The organism is Cellulophaga sp. 20_2_10 (genome assembly GCF_023476645.1).
In the GTDB taxonomy this organism is placed as follows: Bacteria; Bacteroidota; Bacteroidia; order Flavobacteriales; family Flavobacteriaceae; genus Cellulophaga.
Map to the genome: position 1 here is coordinate 252313 of NZ_JAMCOJ010000004.1, position 14616 is coordinate 266928.

The 14616-nt window shown below is 34.1% G+C and carries 7 protein-coding genes; 3 read left to right on the top strand and 4 right to left on the bottom strand.

Features of this window, described 5'->3' with window-relative positions; all coding sequences use genetic code 11:
• Nucleotides 1-128 precede the first annotated feature (128 nt).
• Together M4I21_RS09865 and trhA are read left to right on the top strand one after the other, a co-directional pair.
• On the top strand, nt 129-8555 hold the full coding sequence (locus tag M4I21_RS09865) for a T9SS type B sorting domain-containing protein (protein ID WP_249558970.1): 8427 nt from the start codon (nt 129-131) through the stop codon (nt 8553-8555).
• Between the two features lie 92 nt (nt 8556-8647).
• Nucleotides 8648-9256, top strand: coding sequence for a PAQR family membrane homeostasis protein TrhA (gene trhA, locus M4I21_RS09870; RefSeq protein WP_249558972.1), 609 nt, complete (start codon nt 8648-8650; stop codon nt 9254-9256).
• 24 nt (nt 9257-9280) lie between these two features.
• Here trhA and M4I21_RS09875 read toward each other — a convergent pair whose 3' ends face one another.
• On the bottom strand, nt 9281-9709 hold the full coding sequence (locus tag M4I21_RS09875) for a DUF4268 domain-containing protein (RefSeq protein ID WP_249558973.1): 429 nt from the start codon (nt 9707-9709) through the stop codon (nt 9281-9283).
• Between the two features lies 1 nt (nt 9710).
• The gene (locus M4I21_RS09880) at nt 9711-10388 is read right to left on the bottom strand and encodes a ZIP family metal transporter (RefSeq protein WP_249558974.1); all 678 of its coding nucleotides are present in this window, start codon (nt 10386-10388) and stop codon (nt 9711-9713) included.
• 86 nt (nt 10389-10474) lie between these two features.
• Between M4I21_RS09880 and M4I21_RS09885 the strand changes: the two genes are divergently transcribed.
• Entirely contained in the window at nt 10475-11638 is a 1164-nt protein-coding gene (locus M4I21_RS09885) for a THUMP domain-containing class I SAM-dependent RNA methyltransferase (protein WP_249558975.1), read from the top strand.
• 77 nt (nt 11639-11715) lie between these two features.
• Here M4I21_RS09885 and M4I21_RS09890 read toward each other — a convergent pair whose 3' ends face one another.
• Entirely contained in the window at nt 11716-13659 is a 1944-nt protein-coding gene (locus M4I21_RS09890; protein WP_249558976.1) for an OmpA family protein, read from the bottom strand.
• Between the two features lies 1 nt (nt 13660).
• On the bottom strand, nt 13661-14614 hold the full coding sequence (locus M4I21_RS09895; RefSeq protein ID WP_249558977.1) for a PorP/SprF family type IX secretion system membrane protein: 954 nt from the start codon (nt 14612-14614) through the stop codon (nt 13661-13663).
• Nucleotides 14615-14616 lie beyond the last annotated feature (2 nt).

Consider the following 14616-nt stretch of genomic DNA (forward strand, 5'->3'; position numbering starts at 1 on the left):
TTTTTTGACGTTTTAATAGACTAAAGAGTTATTATTTAATTTTAAGAAAGACCCATTTTATAAAATACCTTAGGTGTATTGCAATTCCCCAAGTTGCTTTATCCTTTTAAAACAAATTGACTTAACCTATGCAACCAAGTAAACAAAGACTTGCGTTATATGCTATACTATTAATTTTTGGATTAGTAGTGTGCAGTACCGCAATAGCGAACCCTAAGATTTACGGTTTTATTACAGATGTTATATCGTTAAACGATGAAACGTTTAAGGAGTTAACAACTGAGGATAAAATAGAAATTCCTAAAGATGTAAAAACAAGTTTTTCATCAATTCCCAAAGAACAAACTTCAGAGCAAAGTACATTGACTGCACCAGTTATGTTTGCAACAATTATTAATGGGGCAGATCTAGAAGAAACTTGTTCTATAGATAACAGTACCTTAGCTAAGTTTTTCTTGTGCGGTACGGGAGATGATAGAACGGTGTCTTTAAGCACATCGGGAAGTTCATATGTTTGGCAAAAATTGGGAGCTGGTTGTACTTTTGTTGGCACAGACAATTGTCCTACTTACAGCACAACTTGTAGTAGTAATTGGGTAACTGTAGGTAATTCTTCCACATTTTTTTTAGATGCTAGTAATGCTGGGGTTGCAGGAGAATATAGAGTTCGTGTAAATTCTGGTGTATATTATCACTTTAAAGTATCTTCAAACCCATTAGATCCTCAGATTACATCAAAAAATATTATTTGTGGTAATTCAGGAAATATAGAAGTTACAAATGTGCCTGCTGGGTACGAGTATAGTTTAAATTCTTCAACCGGACCTTTTCAAGATAGTCCGTCTTTTGATATTACAGTAGCAGGAGATTACCAAGTTTTTGCACAGTTAAAAGATGCACCGGCTACTTCTTGTATTTTTCCTTCTGAGATAATAACAATATCAGAAGAATCTATGACGGTAGATGTTACCAAAACAGATATTATTTGTAGTGGAGAAAAAGGAAATGTAGGAGTTACAGTTTCTGGAGCTACTGGTTTTTATAGTTATCGACTTTTAAAAGGTGGGGTTACATTAGATACTTTTGGTCCAAGTGCAAATACGAGTCATACTTTTAATAATCTAGGTTCTGGTACATATACCGTACAAGTAGAAACTAACGATTGTAATGTTACAGTTACAGAAATAGCAGGTGACCCAATAATAATAGGTAATGGTTTAGCTCCAATAGATGCAACGGCTTTTGCAACTGACAGTTTTGGTTGTGGTGCAACAAGTGTAGATGTTACTTTAGATGTTGCAGGTGGTACATCTCCTTATCGTTATAGCCTAGATGGTGGTGGTACGTACAGCAGTACTTTTGCTAGTTCCGTAGTTTTTGCTGTTAGTACAGCAGGAACATATAATATTTTAATAGAAGATGTCAATGGTTGTTCTAAAAATGCAGCTGTAGAAGTACAGAATATTCCGCCTCCAGTTTTTAATGTAACTACAGAAGATGCAAATTGTGGTGGAGCGGATAATGGTAGATTAACTATTAATGTAACCAATAGTAATGGTTACATGTTAGAGTATAGTAATGATAACGGAGCAACCTTTAAAAACGGAAATGTATTTTCTAATTTAGCTCCAGGTGCTTATAATGTAGTTATTAGATACCAACAAGATACTTTTGTTTGTTCTACAGCTCCAGTTGCAGTAACTATAGGTACACCATCTTCAATAATATCTTCGGCAACAGTAACCGCAGATCCAAATTGCGCGAATGAAAATGGAGGAGAAATAACATTTGCAGCAGCAAGTGGAGGAACAGGACCTTACGAATATAGTATAGGATCTGGTTTTATATTAGGAACTACGGTTTTCCCTGGACTTTCTCAAGGTAGTACATATACACCACAAATTAGAGATGCTAATGGTTGTGTAGAAACATTAGCAGATATTACTTTTACAGCTTTAAATAAACCAACAGATATAGATTTTACCGTATCTAGCATAGATTGCGCTACAGGAACAGCTTCTGTAACATTAGCGGTTACAGGTGGTGGTACAATAACAAATTATGAAATTCTAGCTCCAAGTGCAGTTGCAAACGGAGGAAGTAATGTTTTTACAGGATTAGGAATAGGTAGTTATACTTTTAGAGTTACAGATGCTGGTGGTTGTTCATATACAGAAAGTTTTGCAATAAACGATATTAGTTCTATTAAAGCAACAGCACAATTACAAGATAATGTTACCTGTGTAGGTGGTACAGATGGTCGTGGACGCTATGTTGTAGATGGTTTTACGTCTACGTACACTTACCAAATTGATGCAAATCCTGCGGTAACAGGACAAACAGGTAAATTTATAAATGTAAATGGTTTAGCTGCGGGTACTTATACAATTACGGTAACAGATGATGATACCAGCTGTGTAGAAACTGCAACTTTAACAATAAACGAACCTACAACAGCTTTGGCTATGGCACCTACGCTTACGCCAATGAGTTGTGCAAATAATAATAGAGGATCTATAAGAGCTAACGCAACTGGTGGTTGGGGAGGTTATACTTATACTTTAGACATCCCAGGAACATTATCGGATATAGGACCAAGAAGTAATCCTAATTTTACGGGTTTAAGTGATGCAGGTAATTATGTTTTAACTGTAGAAGATAGTGAAGGATGTACAACATCTTTCAACTTTACTTTAACATCTTTAAGCTCGCCATCATTAATAATAAACAGTGGTGCATCAGATTTTTGTTTTGATAGTACAGATGCTGCATCTATAAATGTAACTGCTTCCGGCGGGGATGGTAATTATGAATATCGTGTAAATTATGGTGCTTGGTTTGCGGGTACTGCTACAGAGGATATTCCCGCTCCAGGTCCAGGAAGTTATGTAATTCAAGTGCGCGATGGTAATGGTTGTACAGATATGGTTTTTAGAAATATTAGACCACAGACAACTACAACAGTTGCAATACAAAAAGAATTAACCTGTAGTTTGGTTCCAGCAGATGGAGACGCAGAGATCAGGGTAAATATTGCTAATGGAAATACACCATACCAAACATACGAAGTAAGTTATAATGGAGGTGCTTATACGGCTCCTGTAAGTATTGCTGGTAGTTCTTTTGTATATACAACGGCACTACCAGGAACGTATCAATTTAGAATTGTAGATAACGAAACTTGTGCAGTAGAGACCAACGTTATAACGCTTAACCCTACAGAAGTTATTGCTGCAACGGCAAATGTTACAGACCCTACTTGTGGAGACGATAGCACAGGTAGTGTTGAGTTAATACCAGATACAACAATTGGTGTTGCTCCTTATGAATATAGTACAGATAATAGTACGTACACAAATCAGCCTGTGTTTAGTAACTTATCTCCGGGTAATTATACGTACTACGTAAGAGATAGTAGAGGTTGTAATATACCAGTTAATTTTACTGTAGGTCCTGCGGCACCTGCTGTAGATGCTACGGTAGATTTTACACCGCCAACTTGCGGCATTGTACCAGCAGACGGAGCAATAAATGTTACAGCGGTATCTAACGGAACTGCACCTTTTACATATACATTATTAGATACAGCAGGTAACGTTCTAGCAGTAGTTGGCCCTACAGCAGCTACAACAGCTAATTTCCCTGGTTTAGCAGAAGGAGATTATGTTGTAGAAACTACAGATGCAAGTAGTTGTGAAGATAGAGATGTAGTTATTTTAAGACAAAATAGCTTAACAATAACTCCAATACCAACACCAGGACCAGATTGTTCTACTGCTTTTACTTTTATGGTAGACATTGCAGGAGGTACAGCACCTTATTTAATAGGTTTGGTTGGTGAAACATTAGTATCTCCAAATGTAGATGCAGATACGCACGATTTTACAGGACAAGTTGAGTACGGAATTACATATTTTGTTGAAGTTGTAGATGCATTAGGTTGTAGATACATACAACAAATAGATCCATTACCAACATTAGATCCTTTAACAGTAACGGCTACATCTTCGGCAGCATCTTGTGCAACGCCAGACGATGCAGATGTTAATTATGTAATAGATGGTTTACCAAATGGTTCTGATATTATTATCAGTTTAACAAATACAGATACAGGAGCCGTAATTAGTGGCCCTACAACTATAACAAATGTAACCTTCCCATACACAGGTTCGTTTACAAATTTACCAATAGGTAATTACCAAGTAATAGTAACAGAAGATACAGGTACAGCAAACTATTGTAACGCTAGTGCTTTAGTTTCAATTACAAACGATAATCCAACACCAGTTGTTGAGCGTAATACAAATGCAAACTGTTTAAATCTAAATGGACAATTAGTGTTACGTGGAGTAGGTGGTTCGCCAGCATATACTTTTGGTGTAGTGCCAACAGGAGATCCTGCGCCTACACTTACAACAAATAATGTATACGATTTACCTGTAGGAACTTATGATGTATATATAGAAGATAGTAAAGGTTGTAGTACCATATTAACAGGGGTTGTAATAGATGCAGATCCAGATTTAGCAGATCCAACTGTAGATGTTACCAACCAATGTAATGCTGTAGCAAATTATACCATAGATGTTACTTCGCCTTTAACAACACCTGGCGGACCAGAAACTACGTTTCAATATGATATTGGTAATGGTTTTCAGGATAGTCCAAATTTTGTAGTGCCAAATGCAGGTACTTACACAGTAACAGTTCGTAATGGTAATGGATGTACAAGTACTACTACTGTAGAGGTATTCGATTTCTTCTCAATCTCTGCAAGTGCAACATCAGAACCGTCTTGTAATAATGCAGATGGCATTGTAAAAGTAGAGACTACAGGTGGTAGTGGTAATTTTAGGTATGAGTTAAATGATGGTTCAACCACAACAACTCATGAACCAACTGATACAGACCCAGAAATTTTTACTGGTTTGGCACCAGGGAGCTATAGTATTACTGTAACAGATTTAAATTCTAACACAATTCCATTATGTTCAGATATAGCAACGGTAGAAATAATTACAGTTAATACACCAGATATAGCTAATACTTTTGTTGAAGATGTATCTTGTAACGGAGCATCAGATGGTAGTATAACAGTAGAGTTAGATCCTGCGTCAGCAACAGATGCACCTTTTACCTATAATATTTATGTAGGTGGTAGCACAACACCATTACAATCTATAATAGATGCTACTTTTGAAAATTTAGCACCAGGCACATACCAAGTTGAAGTAGTGTCAGACAGAGGATGTTCTGATAGATCTCTAGATATTTTAGTGGAAGAACCTACAGTTTTAGAAGTAACTCCTGTAGCGCCAGATTTCACATGTAATCCTTCTGCAAGTTCATTTAGTACAACAACTATTACTATTTATACAGATGATAATGGAGATGGTACTGGAACACCAACAGGTAACGGCTCTTACAGCTATAGTTTAAATGATGGTACTCCTTTTTATGACGGTACTAATTTTCAGTCTTCTAATACTTTTGAAATTATAGATAGTGGAGGAGATCAAACTATAGACGTAATTGTAAGAGATGGCGAGGGGTGTGAAACTACAGAGACCATAACAATACTAGCGCCAACAGACTTAACGTTTAATTTTAATTTATTAAATGGTATTACTTGTGATGCTACAGGTTCTGGAGCTTCTGCAGGTCAATTAGAAATAATTATAGATCAAGGGCCAGGAAATTATGAGGTAGAAGTATTGCCTTTAGGTTCTCAACCAGCAAAATTATCTAACGGTACAGACCGTGTAGTTTGGGATGTTGATGTTCCCGGAGATTATATTTTTGCAGTAAGAGACATAGATAAAGGTGCTTGTTTATTTGTAACACCAACATTTAATGTTCCAGATTTTAATATTATTGAAGCTGTAATAGGCGAGGTTAAACCAGTATCTTGTTTTGGAGCAAGTGATGGCGAAATAAGTATAGAAGTAAATAATTATTCAGGAGCTTACAATTACGAAGTGTTTTTAGTAGATGCTACAGGGACAGAAGTAACAACAGGTGTTACTGGTTCTTTTGATACTACTGCACCAATAGCAACACCAGAAATTATAACAGGTTTACCTGCAGGTAATTTAATTGTAAGAGTAGAAGCTTTAGCTTCTCCGTTTTGTGATACAACAAGTAATACAGCACCAGTTAGATCTCCAGATAGAGGCTTGACTTTAGTGCCAGATCAAACATCTAATGTTACTTGTGCTATACCAGGATTAGGAGAAATTACAGCAACTGCAGATGGTGGTTGGGGTACTTATGAATATCAATTGGAAAAAGAAACAGCAACAGCAGGTACATTTACTATAGAGGTTCCTTTTGCTTCATCTAATATTTTTAGTGATTTATCTGAAGGGAATTATAGAGTTAGTACCAGAGATTCTGGTGGCTGTGTTATTTTTGAAGATATTCGATTAAGTTTACCTGTTGCAATTAATGCCGATATAGAAATTGTGCAACCTTTACTTTGTCCAGGAGCAAATGATGGTGTTATACGTGCATTTAATGTTAGTGGTGGTGAAGATTTAGACGGAGATGGAGAAGAGTATTTATTTCAATTAAATAGATTAGATGGTCCAGGAGGCGCTATAACAAACACAAGTGGTTTACAAGAGGCGGCAAGCTTCCCTAATTTACCATCTGGTTATTATACGATTACTATTTTTGATGGGTGGAGTTGTGATTACACTACTTCAGAAATATATATTGTAGATCCAGAACCAGTAGATGCGGAATTAGTAGAGGTTACACCTCCAGGCTGTGGAGACTTAGGAAGAATGCGACTTAGTGTTACAAACCCGGTTGCAGGAATGGAATATTTTTATAGAAGAGCAGGAACGGCAGACGCTTTTGTTAGCTTTGGTGGTCCAGATGTTTTATCAGTAATAATTACTATTCCAGATATTGATGCAGATCCGGGACCATTCCAGTACGATGTGCAAAATGGAAATGGTTGTCCAGAACAACAATCTAACGAAATTGGTTTAGATAAAGCTTTACCATTAGTTGTTGCACTAGATTTAGTAGATGCAGAAATTAAATGTCAAGGTGAAGCAACAGCTATTATTAGATCAGAAGCCTTTGGTGGTATAGGTAACTATAAATATACGTTAGTTAATAATGACTTAGGAGGTGTGCCAACAGCTCCAACAGCAGCAGATATAGTTAGACCAGAACAAGCATCGGGTGTTTTTAGAAACCTTGGTCCTGGTACATATTATGTATACGCAACAAGTGGTGGTTGTACAGCAATATCTTCTATTATAGAAATAGAACCTAAAGTGCCTTTAGAACTAATAAGTTTAGAGACCAATCCTGTTAGTTGTACGGGTGATTTTGATGGTACTATTACCATAGAAGCTAGAGGTGGTACAGGGGAGATAAAGTTCTCTATATCAGATACATTAAGTGAGTTTTTTGTGGGTGATGTAGATCCTAATACAATAACATTTAGAGATTTAGCACCAGGTACATACTCAATTTTAGTACAAGATGAGGTTGGTTGTAGCATACTTAGAGAAATTACAGTTACAGAGCCAGAAACACTTATAGTTGCAGATGTAGATACAACACCAGAATTGTGTATAAACGCAGCAGATGGTACAGCAACTTTAACTATTAATGGTGGTACTCCTTTTGTAGATCCAGTAACTGGAGATACGTATTATGAAACTAGTTTAAATTCATCTGATGATGCAGATTTTGTAAGAAATGATAGTTTGTTCTTTGATAATTTGGTTGGTGGAGAAACGTATGTAGTATTTATAAGAGACGCTAATTTATGTGATACCAATGCTATAATTAATATAGATTATGGTGTAGATTTAAGTGCAACTCCTATTATAGAATACGGGTGTAGAGGTATTTTCCCTTTTAGTACTGTAACTATAGATATGGCAGATAAGAGCTTAATGTCTAACCTAATGTTTTCTTTAGATGTAGATGATTTAACTTTAGCGACAACGCAAAATGTGTTCGGAGACTTAGCGCCAGATACTACGCATACGGTTTATATATACCATAGTAATGGTTGTTCTACTTCTGTAGATTTTACATTAGATGCTTATAACCCATTATCATTATCAGCAATTAAAACAGGTCCAAATGAGATTACTGCTTTAGCAGAAGGTGGTTATGGAGGATATACATTTTTCTTCCAAGGAAACTCACAAGGAAATGATAATATATACACTTTAAATGAAGATGATGCAGTTACTATACGTGTAGAAGATGCACAAGGTTGTGTAGCAGAGGTGGTATTAGAATTTAAATTTACAGGAAGAATTGAAATTCCTAATTTCTTTACTCCTAACGGAGATAATGAAAATGATAAATGGGCACCAACGAACCGAGAATTTTTCCCTGACATAGAAATTATTATTTATGATAGATATGGTAGGGTAGTAGCTAGGTTAGATGATGTTACTGCTTGGGATGGTACTTATGAAGGTAAAGAGGTACCAACAGGAGATTACTGGTATGTAATTAATGCAAATGATAAAGAGAAACAACGTTATGTTGGTCACTTTACATTGTATAGATAAACAATAAAATAAAAAAAAAGGCGCTTTTAGCGCCTTTTTCATTTTATAACATTAAACAATATGGTAATTTTGCAATTCACTTTAAAGAAATTATGAAAGAAGAAAAGTTAAATACAGCATCGCATGCTATTGGTGTTATTTTAGGAATAATAGGGCTGTTTTTACTATTGTTTTTTAATACTAATAAAACAACATTTGCAGTATTTAGTCTTATAGTTTATGGTATTTCTATTATTTTGCTTTACACAGCATCTACCTTATACCACGCAGCTACAGATCTTGTTTTAAAAGAGAAGTATAGAATTTTAGATCACAGTAGTATTTATGTTTTAATAGCAGGTACATATACGCCAGTTGCACTAATTACGCTAGAGAATGGTAATGGTTGGCTTATCTTTTGGGTTGTTTGGGGTATTGCCTTGGTAGGTATTATTTTAAAGCTTTTTTTTACAGGTAAATATGAGGCTGTTTCGTTATTACTGTATTTAGCAATGGGTTGGCTAATTATACTAGACTATGCTAATTTGGTAGCAAGTATTAGTGCTACTTCATTAAACCTGTTAATGATAGGCGGTATGTTCTATACTGTAGGTATAATTTTTTATGCTGTTAAAAAAATACCTTACAATCATTTTATATGGCATTTATTTGTGCTGGGCGGTAGTATTGCTCATTTCTTTTTTATTCTACGTTTAATATAACGTTTATCTAAATAAAAATAGAGATTAGTATCTAATTACATCACTATAATCTTCAAAGAAAGCTTCAAACTGTAGCATATTTTCTTTAAAAAAAACCATAGTTTCTTGCCACGTATTTTTGTTGTGTATGCTTACGTTTTCTTTTATCACATAAATTCTAGAAATCTCTTTTTTGTTTTCTAAAACATAAGAATCTTCAAAAATTGCATTGGGTAAAAAGCTAGATGTAACTACTGTTTTTAAAGAAATTAATTTCTCCCAAGTATCTATTTGTTTTTCTAAATCTGTATGTTCTAAATCTAAAGATACCATTGCGGTATTTTTATCAAAATAAAACTTAAAAGATAAATTCTTGATTTTGGTATTGTACAAAATCCATTTTCTAGGAAAAGACTTTCCAAAAGAAATCCAGAACTCTTCTCTTAGCCTTTTAGACTCTTCTCTACTAAACATATTAGATAAAATAAGCTATGGTTATGCCTAGTATAATAACAACTAGTTTTCTAAGGTTAAATTTGTGACCTTCAGAACTCTCAAACAAAATAACAGTAGATATGTGTAATAAAACACCAATAACTAAAGCTGTTATTTGTATATGGTACGTTTGTAAAAAAGTCAGGCTATTAGCTAATAAACTTCCTAATGGAGTCATTATTGCAAATAAACTAATAAATAATATTGCTTGTGCTAACTTTATTTTAGAGTTAAGTAAAAAGATACTTAAGATAATTGCAATTGGAATTTTATGTACCAGAATACCATAAATAAAATTATGGTTGTGGTGATGCCCTAACGGCATACCTTCTAGTAAAGAATGTATAGATAAGCTTAAAAAAAGCATCCAAGGTAAATTAACACTCTCGGTGTTTAAATGTACATGGCCGTGCTCTGCGCCTTTAGAGAAAAACTCTAAAAATATTTGTAAAAGAATCCCCAACATAATAAAGACTCCAATTTCTTTAGAATCTCCGTGTTCATAGACTTCCGGGAAAAGTTCAAAAACGGTAATAGCTAATAAAAAAGCACCGCTAAAAGCGAGTAGCAATTTAAATATTTCTTTATTTTTAGGCTTAGTTATATAAACAAAAATAAAACTAAGTAATACACCAAGAATGGGTAAAATGTAGATCATATTAAATATGGATGTTACACAATTTTGTCGACAAAATGTAATAAGGGGCAAAATTAATGTATTTTTGCGTATTCTTTAATATACCTATGGATAATTATAAAATGATAGCCAAAACCTTATTTGGTTTTGAAGAGATTTTAGCAAAAGAATTGCGCAACTTAGGCGCAGTAAATGTAAAAGAAGGGGTACGTTGTGTCTTTTTTGAAGGCGATAAGGGGTTTATGTACAAAGCTAACCTGTGTTTACGTACAGCAATAAAAATTATAAAACCAGTAAAGTCTTTTCAGGTTTATAACGAACAAGATTTGTATAGAAAAATTTATGCAATAGATTGGGGAGAGTATTTAACTACGGATACTACTTTTGCTATAGATACGACCATAAAGTCTGATATGTTTACGCACTCTTTATATGTATCACAAAAGGTAAAAGATGCTATTGTAGATAAATTTAGAGATACAGAAGGAGAAAGACCTAGTGTCGATGTTAAATTCCCAGACATGCGTTTTAACATACATATACAAAATGAAACTTGTAATGTTGCCATAGATACTTCTGGTAGATCTTTACACCAACGAGGTTATAGAACAGCAACAAACATAGCGCCTATTAACGAAGTTTTAGCAGCTGGTTGTTTGTTATTAAGCGGATGGGATGGTCAATGTAACTTTATAGATCCTATGTGTGGTAGTGGTACTTTTTTAACGGAAGCAGCAATGATTGCTTGTAATATACCGGCTAACATAAATAGAAAAGAATTTGCCTTTGAAAAGTGGTCTGATTTTGATGAAGATTTATTTGAAAAAATCGTAGATAGCAGTTTAAGTAAAACTAGAGATTTTAAATTTGAAATTAAAGGGTTTGATAAAGCTCCGTCTGCTGTTAAAAAAGCAATAGACAATGTTGAAAATGCTAACCTAACAGACTATATCTCTGTAGAGCGTAAAAACTTCTTTGAAACAGAAAAGGAAACTGAAGGTCAGTTGCATATGGTTTTTAATCCGCCATATGGAGAACGACTTAATATAGAAATGGAAGAGTTTTATGCTAGTATAGGGGATACATTAAAGAAGAATTACCCAGGAACAGATTCTTGGTTTATAACCTCTAATTTAGAAGCATTAAAATACGTTGGTTTAAGACCTTCTAGAAAAATTAAAGTGTTTAATAGTCACTTAGAATCTAGATTGGTAAAATATGTAATGTACGAGGGTAGTAAAAAAGCCAAGTATAACAAGGATATGCAATAAAACTACGAATTATAACGTAAAAAAGGTCAAAAACTTCTGTTTTTGACCTTTTTTTTAGTAAAACAGTTTTTAGTGTTTTACTTATTTATAATAATAAATTCTGATCTTCTGTTTATTGCGTGTTCTGTACTAGAGCACGTAACACCATTACTACATTTGTTAAGTAGCTGAGATTCTCCAAAACCAACTCCCGTAATTTTACTAGAATCTACACCTTTAGAAATTAAATAATTTACGGTAGATTTTGCTCTTCTTTTAGATAGCCATAAATTATAGGTGTCACTTTCTGTACTATCTGTATGCGCACCAACTTCAATGGCAACAGTTGGGTTTTCTTTCATAAAGTTAGCAACCTTGTCTAAATCTGGGTAGGATGCTACTCGTAAATAGGAGCTGTTTGTATCAAAATAAATTGACTCTAATTTTAAGTAATTTGTTAAATCTGATCCGACGGAGGTATCTGCTTTAGATTTTTCCATTTCTAATACTAAATCTTCAATTGGGTCCTTAATTCCAGGTGTGGTTACATAAATAACAGTATTCGCATATCCAGGAACTTTTGCGGTTATTTTATATTTTTTTTCGGGAAGTTCTATTTTTGATGTAAAATATCCATTTTTATTAGTTGCTGTGCCAACTACAGCATTTGTGGTATAATTATAAACTGTTATAGCTGCATTTGGTATAACATTGTTAGATTCTTTGTCTATTACGGTACCTTTTATGGTACTTGTTTTTAGCATTAAATTTGGATCGCCAATAAAACTGTAAATGTCATCGCTTCCTTTACCATTAGGTCTGTTAGATGCTAAAAAACCTTCATTTTTTGTTTCATCTATTACTATAGAAAAATCGTCTTGCCTACTATTAATACCTTTTCCCATATTATGTACACCATCTTTTTTTGTTAGATCGATATAAAAAATATCTAAACCACCCAATCCTGGGTGCCCGTCCGAAGCAAAGTACAATGTCTCGAATTCAGATATAAAAGGAAAAGTTTCTCTACCTTCTGTATTAATTTCAGCTCCTAAATTTTCAGGGGTTCCAAAACTACCATCTGTATTAATAGCTACTACAAAAATGTCTGATGCACCTAGTGTACCAGGCATATCAGAAGCAAAATAAAGTTTATCTTCTGCATAGTTTAAACTAGGGTTAGCAACAGAATATTCATCATTATTAAAAGGCAATTCGGTTACGTTTGTCCACTTTCCATTTTCTAGCGTAGCTCTGTAAATTTTAAGTCGACTTAAACCGTTTTTATCTGGAGAAAACTTACCCTTTTCAGAGTTGTTTCTGGTAAAGTAAACCGTTTTGCCGTCTTTAGTAAAAGCGGTAGAAGACTCGTGAGTTTTAGTATTTAATTCTTTTGCAAATTTACCTTCATAGATAAAACTAGAACTGTCTTTTTTAACGGCAGTATGTAAATTTAGAAAAGGTCTGTTGTTCCACTCGTGCACATTATTTACAAGAAAACCAGTATCTCTTGCACTAGAAAAAACCAGTGTGTCTTTATAGAATGATGGTGCAAAGTCCGACTCTGCTGAGTTAGACTCTAAATTAGTTAAAATATATTTTTGTTTGATATTTTTAATGCTTTCTAAGTAATTCGATTTTTCAGTAAACTTAGAAGCTCTTAAATCTTGGTTTTTTATTTTATTAAATTGAAGCATTATTTTTTCTGCTTCTTCATAATTACCGTTAGACCTCAGCGTTTGTGCGTACTTAAATAAGTATTCGGAATCAGAATTTTTAATAGTAGGACTCATTAATTTTGCATAACAAGTGGCAGCGTCTTTATAATTGGCATTTAAGTAGTAGGCATCACCTAATTTTTTATAAATATCTAAAGAGGTTTCTCCTTTGCTAATTAATTTATTGTATTCTTTAATTGCAAGGGCATAGGCCTTAGTGTTAAAAAGTCTGTCTGCTTCTGCTAACTGTTTTGTTTGTGCAACAGCAGAAAAATGTGCAATTACAAACAAAAACATACCAATTATAATTTTATCTATTTTCATATTAAAAGAATCTTGGTGTTAGTGCATTTCTAGTCTTAGATTTAAAATCATATCTAAGGAAAACCTCAAAAGAACCATCATTAAAATTGGTTCCTCCTAAAGCAGTAGTTTCTTTGTCGTACGCCAAACCAAGCATTAATCTTTCTGTAGCTTGTATGCCAATAAGGGCACTTAAAGCAGCATCCCATCTGTAAGCGACACCCATAGAAAACTTGTCTTTGTATAAAAATGTAGTAGATATATCTACTTGTAATGGCGCGCCATAAGTTGTTTTAAGTAATGTGGCAGGTTTCATTTTTAAATCGCTATTTAAATTAAAAACATACCCTGTAATTAAGTACCAGTTTACTTGTTCTTCAGAAATGTAAGATGTACTTGTAGAAGATTCATCAAAATGTTTAGTCTGTAAAAAATTAGGAATAGAAATACCTGCATAAAACTGATCTTCGTGGTAATAAATACCAGCGCCAAAATTAGGAGAAAATTGTTTGTCTACACCATTATCTGGTGCGGCAACTGTAGGGTTGTTAGCACGTAATTTATTATGATCTATATTTAAAAAATGCCCACCTGCTTTTAATCCAAATGAGATTTTACCTTTTTCTGATGCTTTAATAGTGTAGGAGTATAAGGCATCTATGTAGGTGTCTTGATTGGTGCCGTTACCAATTTCATCATTAATAACAGTCAAGCCCAAACCAGATTTAGCTGAAACCGGAGCGTGAATATTAAAAGTCTGAGTAACTGGTGCACCATCTAACCCTACCCATTGTGAGCGGTGTAATGCAGCAATACTTAACGCACCTCTAGAACCAGCATAAGCCGGATTTATAGAAATTGTATTGTACATATATTGCGTATACTGCGCATCTTGCTGAGCGTTTACTCCAAGAGCAAATAACAGCAGCCCAATAAGGCTAAATACGTGTTTTTTATGTTTTAAAATTGATATCATTT